Annotated in this window: 16 protein-coding genes and 1 tRNA gene; 6 read left to right on the top strand and 11 right to left on the bottom strand. The window is 50.5% G+C overall.

The window, feature by feature from the left end; translation table 11 throughout:
* Positions 1–37: 37 nt before the first annotated feature.
* Genes OSH03_RS04360 through OSH03_RS04350 form a run of 3 tightly spaced genes read left to right on the top strand, consistent with a single transcriptional unit; the run spans position 38 to position 4139 of the window.
* A complete protein-coding gene (locus tag OSH03_RS04360) occupies positions 38–739 on the top strand; it encodes a fimbrial biogenesis chaperone (RefSeq protein ID WP_266178366.1) in 702 nt (233 codons plus the stop codon).
* Between the two features lie 20 nt (positions 740–759).
* A complete protein-coding gene (locus tag OSH03_RS04355; protein WP_266178365.1) occupies positions 760–3240 on the top strand; it encodes a fimbria/pilus outer membrane usher protein in 2481 nt (826 codons plus the stop codon).
* A complete protein-coding gene (locus OSH03_RS04350) occupies positions 3240–4139 on the top strand; it encodes a fimbrial protein (RefSeq protein WP_266178364.1) in 900 nt (299 codons plus the stop codon). Before OSH03_RS04355 ends, OSH03_RS04350 begins: the two co-directional genes overlap by 1 nt.
* Before the next feature lie 8 nt (positions 4140–4147).
* On the opposite strand, the gene OSH03_RS04345 is transcribed toward OSH03_RS04350, so the two are convergent.
* Genes OSH03_RS04345 through OSH03_RS04315 form a run of 7 tightly spaced genes read right to left on the bottom strand, consistent with a single transcriptional unit; the run spans position 4148 to position 10842 of the window.
* A complete protein-coding gene (locus tag OSH03_RS04345; RefSeq protein ID WP_266178363.1) occupies positions 4148–4840 on the bottom strand; it encodes a fimbria/pilus periplasmic chaperone in 693 nt (230 codons plus the stop codon).
* On the bottom strand, positions 4833–5360 hold the full coding sequence (locus OSH03_RS04340) for a fimbrial protein (protein ID WP_266178362.1): 528 nt from the start codon (positions 5358–5360) through the stop codon (positions 4833–4835). Before OSH03_RS04340 ends, OSH03_RS04345 begins: the two co-directional genes overlap by 8 nt.
* 9 nt (positions 5361–5369) lie before the next feature.
* Positions 5370–5909, bottom strand: coding sequence for a fimbrial protein (locus OSH03_RS04335; RefSeq protein ID WP_266178361.1), 540 nt, complete (start codon positions 5907–5909; stop codon positions 5370–5372).
* Positions 5910–5918: 9 nt separating this feature from the next.
* Entirely contained in the window at positions 5919–6956 is a 1038-nt protein-coding gene (locus tag OSH03_RS04330; RefSeq protein WP_266178360.1) for a fimbrial protein, read from the bottom strand.
* Positions 6956–9529: a fimbrial biogenesis usher protein gene (locus OSH03_RS04325; RefSeq protein ID WP_266178359.1), complete on the bottom strand. Its 2574-nt coding sequence runs from the start codon at positions 9527–9529 to the stop codon at positions 6956–6958. Before OSH03_RS04325 ends, OSH03_RS04330 begins: the two co-directional genes overlap by 1 nt.
* Before the next feature lie 46 nt (positions 9530–9575).
* Positions 9576–10247 (bottom strand): fimbria/pilus periplasmic chaperone, encoded by a 672-nt coding sequence (locus OSH03_RS04320; RefSeq protein ID WP_277614548.1) that lies wholly within the window; start codon positions 10245–10247, stop codon positions 9576–9578.
* Positions 10248–10299: 52 nt separating this feature from the next.
* Positions 10300–10842: a fimbrial protein gene (locus OSH03_RS04315; RefSeq protein ID WP_266178358.1), complete on the bottom strand. Its 543-nt coding sequence runs from the start codon at positions 10840–10842 to the stop codon at positions 10300–10302.
* 647 nt (positions 10843–11489) lie between these two features.
* On the opposite strand from OSH03_RS04315, the gene OSH03_RS04310 reads away from it, so the two are divergent.
* Together OSH03_RS04310 and OSH03_RS04305 are read left to right on the top strand one after the other, a co-directional pair.
* Entirely contained in the window at positions 11490–11999 is a 510-nt protein-coding gene (locus OSH03_RS04310; protein WP_266178357.1) for an OmpH/Skp family outer membrane protein, read from the top strand.
* Positions 12000–12059: 60 nt separating this feature from the next.
* Positions 12060–12452: a hypothetical protein gene (locus OSH03_RS04305; RefSeq protein WP_266178356.1), complete on the top strand. Its 393-nt coding sequence runs from the start codon at positions 12060–12062 to the stop codon at positions 12450–12452.
* Between the two features lie 99 nt (positions 12453–12551).
* Here OSH03_RS04305 and OSH03_RS04300 read toward each other — a convergent pair whose 3' ends face one another.
* From OSH03_RS04300 to OSH03_RS04285, 4 genes are all read right to left on the bottom strand, one after another.
* The gene (locus tag OSH03_RS04300) at positions 12552–12770 is read right to left on the bottom strand and encodes an acyl carrier protein (protein WP_028012621.1); all 219 of its coding nucleotides are present in this window, start codon (positions 12768–12770) and stop codon (positions 12552–12554) included.
* Positions 12771–12787: 17 nt separating this feature from the next.
* On the bottom strand, positions 12788–14221 hold the full coding sequence (locus tag OSH03_RS04295; protein ID WP_266178355.1) for an AMP-binding protein: 1434 nt from the start codon (positions 14219–14221) through the stop codon (positions 12788–12790).
* On the bottom strand, positions 14218–15336 hold the full coding sequence (locus OSH03_RS04290) for an MBOAT family O-acyltransferase (protein ID WP_266178638.1): 1119 nt from the start codon (positions 15334–15336) through the stop codon (positions 14218–14220). Before OSH03_RS04290 ends, OSH03_RS04295 begins: the two co-directional genes overlap by 4 nt.
* A gap of 128 nt (positions 15337–15464) precedes the next feature.
* Entirely contained in the window at positions 15465–16601 is a 1137-nt protein-coding gene (locus OSH03_RS04285) for a D-alanyl-lipoteichoic acid biosynthesis protein DltD (protein WP_266178637.1), read from the bottom strand.
* Positions 16602–16880: 279 nt separating this feature from the next.
* Here OSH03_RS04285 and OSH03_RS04280 point away from each other — a divergent pair.
* Positions 16881–16968, top strand: a tRNA-Ser gene (locus OSH03_RS04280).
* Positions 16969–16995 lie beyond the last annotated feature (27 nt).

Below are 16995 nucleotides of genomic sequence, written 5' to 3'. Positions count from 1 at the left end.
GGGACGTATCTTATTTAAGCTATTCCGAGAGGATATTATGTACGTATTTCATAAAAAGGCAGCCGTAACGGCTTCGTTGCTTGCGGCTACTTTGTTGATGGCTATCTCCATCCCGGCAGAGGCGGGTATATCTATCGGCGGTACGCGAGTGATTTATCAGGCTAAAAACAAAGAAGCTACGCTTTCTATTAAAAACCCTGCGAACTCCTCAGTCTATTTAGTCCAGAGTTGGGTAGAGGGAAACAATAGCTCCCGCAAAGCCCCGTTTATTGTTACACCCCCGTTGTATCGTTCAGAACCGGGTAAGGAAAATATTCTACGTATAGTGCATACCGGTGCGCAAACGGTGGGGAATAAAGAGACTCTGTACTGGTTAAATGTCAAGTCAATCCCCGCGACGGACAGTGAGGCAGCAAATAACAATACGCTGCAGATGGTGGTGAAGTCACGTATAAAACTATTTTACCGCCCTGCTGATATTAAAGGAAATCCGCAGGATAGCTATAAATCGCTACAGTTCAGCCGCAATGGTTCGCATTTGCATGTGAGTAATCCTACGGGTTACTACGTTACCTTTTACTCTCTGAAGGTTAACGGCAAAGACGTTAAGGAAGCTGATATGGTCCCACCATTTGGCCAATCCGATTATGTCGTACCTATGAATGGCCGTGTCAGTGTGACCTGGCAGGCAATTAATGATTTTGGTGGTATCACTGAGGCCGCCAATACAAGCGTATAACGCTACGCAGGTTATTTATCATGTTTATTAATACCAGATTAAAAATTCTGGCGGTCGCCATTATGGCGATTTCAGGTAATGCTTCTGCGAAAGAAATATTTAACCTGCATGCGCTGGAAATAGGTAATCCAGCAGGGCAGCCGGTAGATATTTCCCGGCTCATTTTGCCTGGTGGACAGCTGCCTGGTGTTTATCATGTGCGTATAGCCGTCAATGGCACACCGTTAGCTGATGCTGAAAATATAAGCTTCATTGAAGGCGATAAGGGAAACCTTACGCCACAAATTACACCGGCCATGCTTTCTCGCTGGGGCGTTAAAGTTGAGGCCTTCCCTGAACTGAATCGTGCGCCACAGGAAAAACCTTTGCGGGATATTGGGGAATATATTCCCGATGCAACAGCCGTAATCAATTTTGAGGCGATGAAACTTAATGTCACGATTCCACAGGCGGCGATGGATAAGCAGGCTCAGGGGTGGGTCGACCCTTCGTTATGGGATGAAGGTATTCCTGCGGTACTGCTGAATTATAACCTTAGCGGCTCAGATACCTGGCGGCGCGATCAACCGGGCAAAGCTGAAAAATCGTATTACGCGAACCTTCAGGGTGGGATCAATATCGGTCCGTGGCGTTTGCGTAACAGCTCAACCTGGGACTACAACGAAACGGATGGGGGCCACTGGAATACCATTAGTACCTCTTTGTCCCGTGATATTCAGTCATTGCGCTCGCAGTTTACGGTAGGGGATACCTACACAGATGCCGAAATCTTCGACAGCGTTAAAATGCGCGGGCTTCAGCTGGCGTCAGATGACAGCATGTTGCCGGACAGCCAGCGCGGATTTGCCCCGGTTATTCGTGGGATCGCCAAATCAAATGCGCAAGTGACCATCAAACAGCATGGTAACGTCATCTATCAAACCTACGTTGCACCAGGAGCCTTCGTTATCGACGATCTGTATCCCACCTCTAACAGCGGGGATTTAGACGTTACGATCAAAGAGGCAGATGGCAGTGAACGTCATTTCACCCAGGCATTTTCCTCGGTCCCTGTGATGCAGCGCGAGGGGCAATATAGCTATGCTCTTGTCGCGGGGAAATACAGCTCTTCCTCATCGGGAGCGAATGAACCTGACTTTATTCAGGGAACATTAATTTATGGCTTGCCCCATGGTCTGTCCCTGTATGGCGGCGTGCTTTATTCCCGTGATTATGCCTCTGCGGCAGTCGGGGCGGGGATGAGTCTTGGTGAGTTGGGGTCGGTTTCCGCCGATCTGACTCAGGCTAAAACAACCTTTAACACGGGTGATAGTGCTCAGGGGCGTTCAGTACGTGTTCAGTATGCGAAGAGCATTGATTCTACGGACACGAATCTGACGCTGGCGGCCTCGCGTTTTTCAACGGCAGATTACTACTCCTTCGAAGATGCGAATGAAAATTTTTATGGCCCGGACGCCCAGGACAATACAGACAGCCACAAACGTCAAAAGTTACAGCTTCAGATTAACCAGTCTGTCGGCGACTGGGGCTCCTTCTATTTAAGTGGCTATCGCCAGAGCTACTGGGATAACAGTGGTTCCGATCGCACGTTGAGTGCTGGCTGGAACGGAAGCGTGAAAGGTATCACCTATAGCCTGAGCTATACCCACACCCACTCGCTGGACGTCGATGAGGATGATGACCGTCAGGTTGCTTTCAGTCTGCAGGTACCGCTTTCCCGGTTCTTACCAAATGCCTGGGCCAGCTACAACATGAACAGCAGTACTCACGGAAGTACCCGTCATCAAATTGGACTCAGCGGTACGGCACTGGAAGATAACAACCTCAGTTACAGCATTCAGGAAAGCTTTAACGGTCGCGACGTGGGGACAAGCGGAAATGCCAGTGCCAGCTGGAAAGGGACTTACGGTGAGGTGCGTGGTGGCTATAACTATGATGCCGATAGCCATCAGATTAACTATGGCGCGCAGGGCGGGATCATTGCCCACCCCTGGGGGGTTACCTTCTCGCAAAGTCTGGGTGATTCGGTCGTACTGGTCAAAGCCCCTGGCGCGGCAGGCGCGAAGGTGCAAAACAACACTGGCGTGCGAACGGACTGGCGGGGTTATACGGTTGTCCCTTCTGCGCAGGCTTATCGCCTGAATCGCGTGGCGATCGATCCTGAATCACTACCCGATAATGTGGATCTGGATAACGCAGTAAAAACCGTGGTTCCCACAAAAGGGGCGGTTGTCGTTGCAGATTTCAACTCCCGTAAGGGATATCGCGTGCTGATGCACTTGACCCATCATGCCAAACCCGTGCCGTTTGGGGCTATCGCCACGATGGAAGGTGGTGCAAATGGCATTGTTGACGAAAAAGGTCAGGTCTATCTCAGCGGCGTACCGGCTAAAGGCCATGTCACCGTTTCGCTGGGCCAGAAGACCTGCTCTGCCAACGTTTCGATCCCAAAAAGCAAAATCAATCAGCCGGTCATTGAGATCGATGAGGTATGCAAGTGATGAATATTTTGAAAATAACCCTTTTGTTGGTTGGGGTTGCACTGTCCCGACTGGCCCTGGCTGGCTGCGATACGCTGGCACCAACACTGGCAATGCCGGAAAGCCACATCCAGTTTGGTAAAATTACCGTGGATTCGACTTTGCCTGTCGGCGGTGTCATCGCCAGTATCAGTCAGCCGCAGAATGGGGAGGTCGGGTGCGTCTGGTCCGCTGAGAAGTGGCGCTCGCCGGGAGTGGGTGGGGAGGGTGTCTATCAGACGAACCTGAAGGGGGTGGGGATCCGCATGACACAAGGCGGGAAGGTCATCTCCACCACAGCGCGTTCACCGGACGCAGCCATACCAGGGCCATTAAAAATTGAATTAATCAAGACGGGCGAGATTTCCGGTGGGGTGCTGGAAAATGGCATCATTGCGGAACAGAAAACACGAGAGGCTGAGCCGGTACGGTCATTGAAACTGAGTGGGGTCAATGCTCTGGCCGCAGCCACCTGTACCGTTACGACCCCCGATGTGAATGTCAATCTTGGCTTTCATCGTCCAGGTGAATTTGCTGAGAATACGGTCACCGCATGGCAAAAGTTCGCGATAGGACTGGACTGCGTTCAGGGTACCATTGTCTCAGTGCAGTTTGACTTTAGCATAGCTCCAGGGCGCCTTGTTTCGACAATGCCTCTGGACGACGCGGGCAGCAGTTCTACCGCGCAGGGGGTGGGCGTTCAAATGTTTTTTGCTGACGACACGCGTATCTACCCAGGTGAAATCGTTCAGGATTATTTGACCTCCACCAACGGCGGCACCGAATACATTAATCTGAAGGCGCGGTATGTTCAGATCAGTACGCCAGTCACTGCCGGCAAGGCCGACGCAACCGCGACCTTTACCATGACCTACCGCTAGTTTCCTTGTTATTTATCTGATAGCTCAACGGTAGTTTTGGGCATCATGCGGCCATAGTCATTAATACTTTGCCAGCTCAAAATACAACGTGAAGCCGGGTCGCACTCTGCCAACTGGCGGGTACTGAAGGGGGCGACCATGCCTGGGTCACGAACATTCAGCCCATTAACGTTAAGATTAACCAGTGTGACGTAATAGGGCGTAGGGTTGTTGACCTCAACCTTTCGAGCCACTTGTCTCCAGCGTAGCTGTTTACTGGCGTCCTGGGGCTTCCCTTGTAGACCCATCGGGCGGTAAAACAATTTCAGCAAGGAACGGGGCGCAACTTGCACACTATTGCCTGTGGCGTTTCCGGCAGGAATAGCTGCAATGCTGAGTGTAAAAAGCGTTTCCCGATCTTGCCGCAACGTCTGCGCGGTTTTCAGTATTCTCAGCGTGCCTTGTTTCTTCCCTTTTAACGCAAACAGGGGAGGGGCAATAATAAATGGCGCGGGTTGTGGTGAGGGGCGAACACCGTTCCATGTCCCACCCGAGGTAATATGGGTGTTAATTAACCAGGTTTCAGCACTGCTGTTCATGACAAGTACTGTCAATGCACGGGCTTTCTCACTGTATATAAAACGTGTTCCACCAATGCTGACGCCAGCAAGGGCGGTAGTGGTATAAGCAGTCAAAAATACCGCGGCGAGAAGTTTAATCATAATTCAGGGTGAATGTCGTGGAGGCCGTTGCAGAACCAGAGCGAACCGGGCTGCCATTTGCGAGGAAGCGAGCATAGAAAGAGAGGGTGACGTTTGCCTGGTTCGTCACCAGATCGGTCGCCGCGGATGGCGTATTTAGCGGAATAAGGGTCTGATCGCTATTATAGAGGGCGAGGGCAACGCCCTGTGCGCCAGATGTATTCGTGTCCAGCCTCAGAAAGTCCGGTGCAACCGTGTCCTGGATACCTGAAAAAGTAATACTTACCCGCTTCGCGGCATCCCCGCATCGTTCAAGATGAAGTGTAAAAGGTTGATAGGGCCCCCCTTCTCCGGCACGCGTAAACTGCGCTTTTGCAATATTTCCCATATCTACGGTCAGGGCGGTTGAATCTGCCGAAACAACACAGGTGTTATCTGTGATCCTTCCGGTGATATTTACCGTGCCGTCATAGGCATGCGTGTTCAGCGTAAAGAGTAGCAATGTTGCAGAGACGGATAAACCCACAGAAAAGCGTGTCACGTGATCGTCCTATTGATATTGAATATCGAAATACATCACTGCCGAGGCATTTCCGGGAGTGACGCTGTTTTGTGTGGATTTATAACGCAGATAAAACGGCAGCATGACGTCCCCGGATGTCAGAGGAACGTGACCCGACGTTACCGTATTTACTGCGATAGGTTGCTGTGTATTATCAAGTATCTCTATGGCGACGCCTGATGCCATACCGCCCTGACCAGACGTATCCGAGAGTGCCAGTAATGATGGGTTAGTGGCATCGGACGTGCCGGAAAACACCATTTTTGCGCCAGATGCTTTCGAGCCACAGCCGGTTAAATGGATGTTGAACTGAGTGGCTGACGAGGTGGCACCGGTAGAGGTGAACGAGCTGGCGTTGAATTGGCCCATATCGACATCCATATTCTGGCTATCGCTGGCAACATCGCAGGTCCGCGACAATATCGTGCCAGTGATCTGCAAATTAGGCGAGCTGGCAAGGGCTTGTACGCTTAACCCTGTTGCTATCACGCAGGTCAGAACTGCTATGGAATAATGTTTAAGTTTCATTTTTTATCCTCAGGCGAAATCAATGCGCAGTATCGCGAGGGCCGTAAATGTCCCCTCGGCAGGAGGCAGGCCAGTGGTGCTGACAGGGTAGGCCTGCAGCGAGACGTTGGTGGTGTAAGTATCACTGTCGACCATGTCCAACGTAATCGGAATGGCGCTGTTGGTATCTGTGGGGCGTAGCGTCATACCATCAGAAGTGGTGATTTTGACGCCAACATCCGGGTTCGTGGTCTCCAGGGCATCGGGTACACTGGTGGCAGGCGTTCCGTCCACACGCAAGGTTAGATTCGCCAGCGACGCCCCATAGTTACATGACACGGGAACGTTAAAGGATTTAGCATTTACGTTGCGTGGCTTCTCGCCAGCGGAGATAAAATCCGAACTGTACATTTCCCCCAGATCCAGTGAAATCACCGTTCCGGCATTGATGACGCAATTCTGGGGTACCGCCACCGTACCGCTTAAGAAAATCTGTGCGATGGGCTCAGGGCTGGTGGCAGTTGCACTCTTGGTGACATAAAAATCGGCCACATGGATATTTTCAAAATCGCTGCTACCCATAACAGCTTTCTTGAAACGGAGATCGAGTTTACCTGACCCTCCGCCGTTGACCTGAGTATTTGAGCTCGCATCATTCGCCAAACCACCGCGAACATTCCTGAAGGGGACGTAGCGTGCGGCCCCCTTAATATTCAGTGCGACGGTACTGTCCAGGTACTCATTGATATAGTACCACTGGTGTCCATCATTGGTGGTCGGTGTGAGCGGGGAGTCTGCAGAGAAGTAACGATAACGGTAGCCTGTAGTCGGTTCATCGCATCGAATGTGGCTACTGACGCTCTTGCTCCAGGTGGCTGCCGACATAAAGGTCTGACCCGGCACGTTCGCGGAGGGGTCTGTAATCGTGTAAGTCCCAAAATTGGCGATAATGGGGTTAGGCGTTCCCGTACGGGAATGACAGGTATAGGTATAACCCCAGGCATTTTGCAGTGATAAGGCGACGAATAAGAGTCCGCTTGCTATGAGAGTATGTTTCAGGGCTTTCATTATCGACACTCTATGTTCAATGTATTTATTGTTTTCCCGGCCGCATCCTCAGGAAGACGGTAATGACCAGTACACGCCTGTTGGGCTCCCGCGCCCCATTTGGCAACGATATCCCCCTCAGGCGACAGCCCTGACAGATAGGCCTGACCGGCATCGCCAACAATGCTGCTGTTTTGGTCTGTGCTAACCATTGTTCCAAAAGGAAGGGGTTTACCATTGTGGGTGAGGTTAATTAACGCGCGGGCACCCACATGAGGATTGAATTCGGCACGCACCAGCGCACCACGGGTAGGGACAACGTTGACCACGTTCTCTTCCAGCTCAACGTTAGCTGGCATATTAGTGGTGTCCAGGGACATCCGGTTGCGACGATATGTCGTGGCAAAAGGCACGACGGCATAACCCCGCCAGTCCGTTTTAAGGCCCTCAACATCATCGACTTTGACATTTTTCGCCCCTGGTGCGGCGATAAGAACATTGGTGTCACCCAACGGCTGGCTGAAGGTGATACCCTCGTCATGGATGACAATTCCACCACGCAAACTGTAATTAAGCTGTTGGTAGTCGCCGTTATCGCTGTAGTTATATCCCACGCTGGAGCTTCCCCAGGAGGTGTCGTAGCCGATGTTCACCGCACCGTTTGCGTTGCTTTCACTGCCGGTTTGATATCCTTGCTGGACGCTATAGTTGAGATTATTGTCCTCCAGCAACGTCCCGTTAATTCCTGCGCTGTGAGAGGCATTACCGTGTTGATCATGGCTGAAGTTATAGCTGGCATAGGCTTCGTGATGCTGCTGGGTAATATCGTCACCTGATGAGAGCCACAAACTCAGAGGAAAGGAGAAACCGAACGCAATACGCTTGTCGGCATCGCCTAATCCCGGAATTTTGTTGTAACTGTAGCTGACATTCCAGGAGATACCCTTGAGGTTTCCGCTGTAACCCGCCTGTAGCAACGTATTAGATTCATTCGTTTTCCAGTAGCTCTGACGGCTACCACTGAGATAAATTGACCCGTACTGACCTAATTGTTGCGACACGTTAACCTGGAACTTTGCACGCTTATTGTTTTTTAAATTGTAATAGTCGACATACGGCGACGCGTCGTTATTATCTGTATTACTTTCATCCTCGATAAACCCGGACATCTTTTTCCAGGTCGTTTCTTCGAGGGTATAAAAACCTTCTGTCGAATAGCGATAACCCAGTAACTGGAAGTTTGTACCCAGTTCATTCAGGGACTTTGCATATAAAAAACGAAGAGAGGCACCGCTGTGGTCGCTTCCGTCGATAAGCCTACTTTTGGCCTGTGTCACGTCAGCTGAAATGGCGCCAAATTGGCCGACATTGATTCCAAGACCTAATGCGAACGCCTTGTACTGGCTGGCAAGCTGTGTTCCACCATAGGCTGTCACACCGGCGGGTAAACCGTAGATTAACGTAGATTGCACAAACCCAACGCTGTCTTGCCGATCGTTATTACTGCGGTAATCCCCGGCGGTCAGAGCATATTTTATGTGACCTTCTCGCTGTAAAACCGGCACACTGGAATAAGGCACGGTGTAAACGTTCACGCTGCCATCAGCTTCTTTTACCTGCACGACAAGATCGCCACTTGACGAAGTGGGGAAGAGGTCATTAATTTCGAAAGCACCGGGCGGAACGTAAGTCTGATAAAGGGTATAACCGTTCTGTTTAATGGTGACCTGTGCGTGACTTTTGGCAATACCTCTCACGACCGGCGCAAAACCGCGCAGGCTATCGGGCAGCATAGTATCGTCAGACGCTAGCTGGACGCCCCTGAAACCAATGCTGTCGAACACATCTGATGGGGTCGTGCTGTCGCCGATCACCAGTTCACTACGCAATGGAATGATCGCGCGCTCCAGATAGGTATTAATATGGTTCCAGTGGTTTTCACCAGACGACCCGTCGCTGTAGTTCCAGGTAGCGTAATCCCGCAGACGCCAGGGGCCATAGTTAAATCCGCTATTTAGCCCCAGGAAATAATTTCGGTTTGATTCGTCATCATGCGTATCCGATCCCGAGAACGTGTAATTAAACATCAGTGCTGTAATGCCTTCATCCCAGCGAGAGGGAGGAATATAGCCACGGGCGGTATTCAGCATGGCAACCTGGGGAACGGTAATGTTCAGGCGCTGTTGGTCGAAGGCAAATTCCGTGTGAGCACCAGGGATAACCCGGGCTATATCGATGGTTGCGTCCGGATTCGATGCAGTAAGCTCAGGGATCGCGGTGACATTCAATCCCATCGATTTAACCATTTTCAGGGGAAGTTGAGGCCGAAGACCGGTATCGTCCAGTGAGGATTGATCGGTGGTATCCACTACAAAGGTAACATCTTGCGAGGACTGAAAAATATCATTTACCCATATGTCCACGCGATATTGACCGGGAGCCTGATTACCATTTTGAAATCGGGAAAGGTCGGCTACGGCATCAGGGTCGGCAGAGAGAAATGCCGGGTTGAAAATATTTTCTGCGTAGCAATTGATGGTGGCAAGCGATATAAAAAACGCAAGTGTAGTTTTTTTATAATGTTTATTAACCATCGTCGACAAGTTTCCTTTTAACGTTTATGGCAAAGCGGAACACCTGTCAGGTGCGACAGTGCTGTAGCGGTGTATTCGCACCGAAATCATTAAGGGTGCTGAATTTGACGGCGCCCTGGCCTGCCACTGTTAATGAGGATTTTGGGGCAACCATATTATTCGCCATTTTTTTTCCGCCGATGCTGAGCTGTACTAACGTCACGTAATAAGGGGAAGGGTTATTGAACACTGTTTTCGCGGACTCGACATGGCAGGTTATTGTTGCAGGAGCATCGACAGAACGTGACGGTAAACCTTCCGGACGCATGAACAATTTGATGACACTTTGTGTAGCAATCTGCAGGGTATTACCCTTAAGCGATTCTTTCGGGACTGAAGGTATGGCTTTGCTATTGATATAAAAAACGGATTCCCGATCCTGAGGCAGCATTGGACCAGTGTAAATAATACGTAACTTATTCTCTTTTTTAGGCTTAAGGACAAATAATGGCGGAGTGACGATAAAGTTAGCCGCCTTTGAACCATCTGCGCGTGAAATCCAGGTTTGTACAAGAAAACTCATGTTTTCTGACGTATTATTTAACGGTAATGAAATTTGCTTTTCATTTTCGCTATAGATTACTCGCGTCGCGCCGAGTGCAATTCCACCCGCATGAGCAGCACTGATACCTGCGATGTTAAGCAGGCTTGCCGTGATGGCTATTTTGAACATTTTCATATGGATATACATCTTCAGAGAAAAAGCCCCGCCAACGGGGCTTACCATTTACTCAGGAATAGGTCGTGGTGAAGGTGGCAACAGCGGCTACGCCACCTGCGGTAGCAGCACCGGCAGTGGCAACATAGTCCACACTAAATGGCAGGATGTTTTCGCCGGTAGTCATGGTGGTAGCATTACCTGTCGTGCCCAGGGTCATGGCATTACCATCCTGACCGTACAGCTGCAGAGCAACGTTTGTGGCTGCACCGGCACCGGCGGTGTTGGCTAAGGCTCCAACTGTGTTCGCGTCTGACTGACCGTTAAAAGTCACAGCAACGTTTGACCATGCGGTGGTATCACAATCTTCCAGCGTGATGTTGAAGGATTTCGCCTGACCCGCGGCCTGGCCGGCAGTTTGCAGGCGAGAAGCACGAACCTGATCCAATGTTACGGTCTGGTTCAGGCTGTCAGCAGAGACGGCGCATGCGCCATCGACAACCTGGCCTGTGAAGTTAATAGTACCGCCTGATAAGGTCGTTTCTGCTGCGTGCACTACGCCAGAAGAAATTGCTGCCGTTACAACGAAAGCCAGGGTCGTTTTAATTAATTTCATAGTTTTCCTTATTTTTCCTTTTATCCTAATAAATTAGGGTGGTTAAGTTGAAATATTGACAATTCTTTGTGGCAGTTACTGGTAAATAAATGTCACTTTTTATCGCTCTTCTTTCAGAGGTTTGATTGTTGCTGCGTGTTTGTCTGCTATTATCCCTTTTTTGACGTCACTCCTTGTTTGTCTGAAATATAACTTACATGATTTGTATGGTTATACCAAGAAGACTGCTTGTTGATAGTGTTGATATATAAATTTAAAAAAATAGAAATTTTGAATTTTAATGGGGTTGGCACGAAATAGCATATTGGCCTCCTTCCACTTTGCACTACTTTCCCTTGCCATATCCATGATCGTCGCTCGCTGGCGAAGGTCTTTCGACACCCCGAAATCATGGCGATTTCTTTACAACGTATTCTTCCCTGGCCGAGTCCGGTTCGGCTGCCCGTCTGAAAAAATACTCTGATTCTTGAACTGCTTCGCACACGTATGACTGATTTTTCACGGTAACTCGCGAGGTATATAAAAATGTCTATACTGATGCTGTATCCCATTTCGTTGCAGGCATTCATCCTGATGCAGGTTCACTTTTTGTAGCCTGAGCCGGGTAAATGAAAGCGGTAAGCGTATTAAGGAGCCGGTAAGGAACTATGAAACTTCCAGAAAAAAAGAAAACGCTCGCCGTCGTCATCTTCTCTGTCTTAGCAGTCTATTTCGTACAAAAAATACATACGCGGCATCAGGATAATAATGCGTTGGCTTATGTTGATGTGCAGCGTGTCCTCATGGAGTCCACTATTTTGAAGCAGGAAAAGGCTCAGCGTGAGGTTATCAAGAAACGTCTTGAGAATGATATGAAGAACCTTGAAAATGCTTACGCCAATATGCCCGAACCGCTCCGGCGTGAGAACCGTTTTGTTGATATGACAAACTTAAATAACCAGTTCAGAAATGAGACTAATCATCTCCGAATGAAAAGTATGTCGGTCATTAATGAAGCCATTGAAAATTACAGGCTCAAAAATAAATTATCTCTTGTGGTATATAATCAAAACATAACTGAAAATAATAAATACCGCGATATAAGTCCGATGATCATCCGGGAAGTTAATAAATCGAAAATTAACTACGACCCGCAACACACGGCACTGCAAAATTAATATATTTAAACTGCTTGTTTATGGTGCCAATGATATCACCGGCACGGTCGCCAGGAGGAGGTGAATAGCATAATGGATATCGTGGCGGAGTATGATACCACCGGTAATTTCTTCTGGCCCAGCCAGGGGATCTCTCTTAGCGGTGAATACCAGTTTTATGGTCACTACCTCGGGGGTGATTATCGCTACGATTTAATGACGCAGGGAGAGGATGTCAGCACGGTACAGACTCAAATTGCCTGGCAAGCAACACCGCAGTGGGTGATTCAGGGGTTCGTCGGCGCAGGGAGCGCAGCAGACCGCGCCAGTGATATCTATAGAACGGCGGAAGTCGCCTGGGAAATCGGGTTTCGCTATGTGATTGCCAAAGAATATGGTTTGCATTCGGGGATAGATATTGCCTTCAGCGACCATAAACAGGCGGTGTATTTCAACGTGGGCTCCGGGCTGTAAGCGGACAATGATACCCGGAATCTTCATGTTACTCAGGTTTCGGCATGGCTCTGGAGCGATCCTCCAGAGCCTTCACAATAACGTTAACGTCAGGGGCGTTTAGCGGTTTTCTTCAATATAGCGAGCCAGATCCGCCGGGGTTTTCAGCACCGTCGCCACGTCGGTAGGCGGGATCATACAGCCGTAAACGTCCTGCACCTCCAGCACCATGTCGACCGCCAGAATGGAGTCGAGAATGTCGGATTCAATCAGCTCATCGTGAAAGCCCACCTTGCGGGATAACACTTTTTCAAACAGGGCGAGAATATCGTGTTCCATCATTTTTCCTGGGATAATTAATGTGTGCGGGCGTAAGCGTCCAGCAGCTTGCGGTCAATTTTGCCGTTAGGATTCAGCGGCAAAGCGTCTTTTACGATAATTTGTGAAGGCACCATGTAGTGGGGCACCACGTTTGCCAGCGAGGTTTTGATGGCATCCGGCGCCAGCTCCGTCACGCAGAATGCGGCGATGCGCAGCACGCTGCCGCAGGGTTTCATCAGCGGCATCACCACCGCTTCGCTGATGCCGGACATGGCCAGCAGGCGGTTTTCAATCTCGTTGATCTCGATGCGGTAGCCATTCAGCTTGACCTGGCTGTCGTTGCGGCCCTGGCAGTAGATAAGCCCGTCTTCATAACCCAGATCGCCGGTCCGGTAGCCGCGAAACGCGTCATCTTCCCGACGCAGCAGTTTTGCCGCGTTCTCCTGCGGCAGGCCGAGATAGCCGCGCATGACGTTTTTACCCCAGATAATCAGCTCGCCCTCGGCGGAAACTTCCATTCGGCTGTCCGGCATCATCACCCCCACCGGCAGCACCGCGCTGTCGCTGTTAAGGATGGCATCCGTGATCTCAACCACGGTTGTCGCAATGGTCGCTTCCGTTGGGCCATAGGAGTTGATGATTTTGGCCTGCGGGAAGCGGCGGCGAAGCTGTTTAACCAGCGCTTTATTGAGCACTTCTCCAATGAAGATAAAGACGCTGAGTGCAGGTAAATACTCGCTGTTAAAGTGCGGGGAAAGCAGCTGCTGATAGGCAAAAGAGGGGGTGGAAACCCAGGCGGAGACCGCGTTGCTTTGCAGTCGCTCAAGCCAGTTCTCTTTCTGGATATCCTCTTTGGCATTCAGCACGATGTGGCCTCCCATCGCCAGGTTCGCCAGCAGAGGGATCAGGGAGAGGTCAAAGCTGAATACCGCGTGGTTCATCAGCACCGGCTTTTCCGGCAGCGAAAAGTCCCGGCTGACCCACTTCATGAAGTGCCATACGCTTTCACGCCCAATCTGCACGCCTTTCGGTTTTCCGGTGCTGCCTGAGGTAAACATGATATAGGCCAGATCCTGCTCTTCGAGCACCTTGCCCGCCTCGCCGGTGGCGATGAACTGCCGCGTCGCCACGTCGTAGTAGTAAGGGGCACTGGCAAGGTTGCAGATCTCGCGAAGCCGCTCCTGCGGGTAGATGCAGTCCACCGGGATGTACGGAATGTTGTGCAGCAGGCAGCTATAGATTGCCACGGCGAACTCGGCCTGCTGATGGCCGTACAGCACGACTGGCGTACCGTCTGCGGGCTGGCAGCGTCGATAGCGCTCTGCCCAGTCCGTCACGGCAGCGGAAAGCTGGTGCCAGCTTAGGGTTTCGTCGCTGCCGCTGATGGCCAGCTGCTGCGGGGAGGCGGGATCGCGCAGTGCAGCACGTAAGAAATCCTGCAGTTCCTGCAGGTCGGTATGCTTTTTCATAGAGGTGACATTCCACTGAAGATGTAAAGGGACCCTGCGGCGCTTCCCAGCGTCAGAATTCGTCCCAAAAACGCAACGGCCGGATACTGCAATCCGCGGTGTAACGTTGGGCTACGTTTGGCTGACCACAGCAGCATGTTGTGCGCGACGGAAATCGCGCCAAACAGCGCGCCGCTGATGACGTAATGGCGTTCCAGGCCATTCCACGCCCCCATGCAGAACAGGGTGCAAAAAATGCCGATATTTTGCGCCAGCGTTTTGTTCTGGCGGAAAAAGTTAAACTTCATCAGGTTCATATAGACGGGCATAAAGACCACGTCGCGCAGCCATTCGGACAGGCTGATGTGGAAGCGGCGCCAGAAATCCTGAGGGTTCTTCGCAAGAAGCGGCATATTGAAGTTTGCCGGAATATTCAGCCCAAACAGGCGACCCGCGCCGATGGCCATATTGCTGTAGCCCGCAAAATCAAAGTAGAGGTAGGCGCTGTAGGCAATCGACATCACTACGCCCACGGTCAGGGTAAACGGCTTATGGCTCCAGGGCTGCACGACGAGCGAATCGATCAGCATGGCAAACAGGAACTTCTGGATGATGCCGGTAATAATTTGCTCCAGCGCCGTTAAAAACTGTTCGCGATTAAGGACAAATGCCGGCTTATTTACATCGCTCATCCACGTCCGCCAGCGATACATCGGGCCGGCCAGAATAATAAATGGCATAAAGAGATAGCAGAAATAGTGCAGGAAATTCTGGCCCTCTTTTTTACTGCGATAGAGCAGCACGTCCACCGCGCGGAACGTCATAAAAGAGAGACCGAGCATGCCGAGATGATGATTAAGGTGTAATTTCACCAAAAACAGGGGCAGCAGCGTTAAAACGATCGCCTGCCAGGTTTTTAACCATCCCTTTTCTTTTAGCGTAGCGAAGAGATAAAAACAGCAAAAGACGGCCAGGGGGACAATGTAATCACCCTGAAAAATATAGCCCCAGCCTAATGCAGCAAGGACGGATAAGGCCGATAAATAAGTCAGACGATGACGTAATACGCGATTGACCAGCGCAAACGCCAGGGCGGATGAAAATAAACAGACAAAAAACATTCCTGAGCTGTACATCATTTCGCCTCAGAATTTTTGATATTCAAAATGCAGCTGCATACTCATGCTGTCATCGACAGCGGTCCATGCAACGACGGTGATCGCCAGCAGTAAATAAAGGCAAAAAAGACGGATCGCGATTTTCATTATTTAAAACTCTGTGCAATAAAGCGAAGCATTGGCACCCAGGCCAGTTCGGTAGGGTGCAGACGATCCCAGTTCCAGCCGTTCTGATACGGCATGGCGTACATATCTAAATACGGGATCTGGTTCTCTTTCAGAATGGTTTGAATCTGCTTATCGAACGGGCGGAAGGTGTCGGTATTGTAAAGCGCCCACGGGTTAACCGGGTCAACGATCGCAATCACCTGCACGTGATGCGCTTTCAAAAGCTGAACGGTTTTCCTGAACGCGGCGAACTGCCCCGGCACCACCGGCGTGTCATCCCACTGCTGCGGCTTTCCGTCCTCGTCGTAAATCGTTTTGTCCATCCACAGCGTGGCCGCGCTCTGATGGCGTTTTTTATTCAACTCCCGGGCATTCGCCAGCGCTTTATCCCAGTCAGGGGAAAGAGGGGCGGTCGGCTGCTGAGGCCAGGGCTGCGCCGTTTGTGGCGTAATGTTGAGCAGCGACAGCCAGTCGTTTTTAATCAGGGTGCAGAAATTCGCAAACTGAAAACTCAGCTCGTCCCACATCAGCGCCGGATGCCAGCCATAGACACCCATTTGCCCGAAGGTTAAATGGCTTATCTCTTTCGCATCAATATGCTTCAGGTAATTAACCAGTAACGGGCGCGCCTGAGGATCTTTCATCAGGGGATTAAAAACGGAGCCCGGAAAATTATCCGCATAGATAGCGGGCGGCAGGCCTTTTGAGTAAAAGGCGTCGGGTGCCAGCAGCAAAACGACTTTACTGTTTGCGTTAAGGCTATTTTTAAAACGCGAGAGAAGTAAAAATTGCGTTTCGTCATCGACAAACGCATCGCCATAGGCCACGACGGGCTGGTGCAATTGCTTATTAAAATAATTATATACCGCGTAATGCTCATCTTCTGAGGTGGCAACCTCAGACGCGCCGAGGAAGAAAATAGCGTTCCCTTCTAAAGCATGGGAAATAGTGGCTATTTTTTCCGCCTGTTCTTTTGTCGTCCCCGCCATAGATTTGATCAGCGGCTGGAATTTAAGCGGCGGTTCAAAGCTTGTCACCAGCGGGTGAAAGCTCAGGACTAAAATGGCCAAAACGGCCATCACGATATGTAAGCAAAACGTATTTTTGATTTTCATCATCAACCAGTAAGGCCCTATGACAGTAATGCGTTTAAACCCGCGTTACCCGGATTTATTACCATTACGAAACACATGGACGTCTATTTTTTTGGGCATTCTATACCACAGTGATTTAAAAGGATGAGCGTTGCTGTGTAACGGTATGTACAAGGGGGGAAGGCGCGAGGGCAGGAAAGCGTCCGGGTGACTTTTTGCGCAGTCAAACGCCTGCAGGCAAAAAACGAAAAATTCCTGCTTTACAAGGCGCTAATAGATGTTTATAGTGCGCCTCACTTTGGAAGCGTGGCCGAGCGGTTGAAGGCACCGGTCTTGAAAACCGGCGACCCGAAAGGGTTCTAGAGTTCGAATCTCTACGCTTCCGCCAAATTTGAAACCCAGGTCGTTATGCGAC

The organism is Enterobacter nematophilus (genome assembly GCF_026344075.1).
Classification (GTDB): Bacteria; Pseudomonadota; Gammaproteobacteria; order Enterobacterales; family Enterobacteriaceae; genus Enterobacter; species Enterobacter nematophilus.
This window is presented reverse-complemented; position numbering and strand designations above follow the sequence as displayed.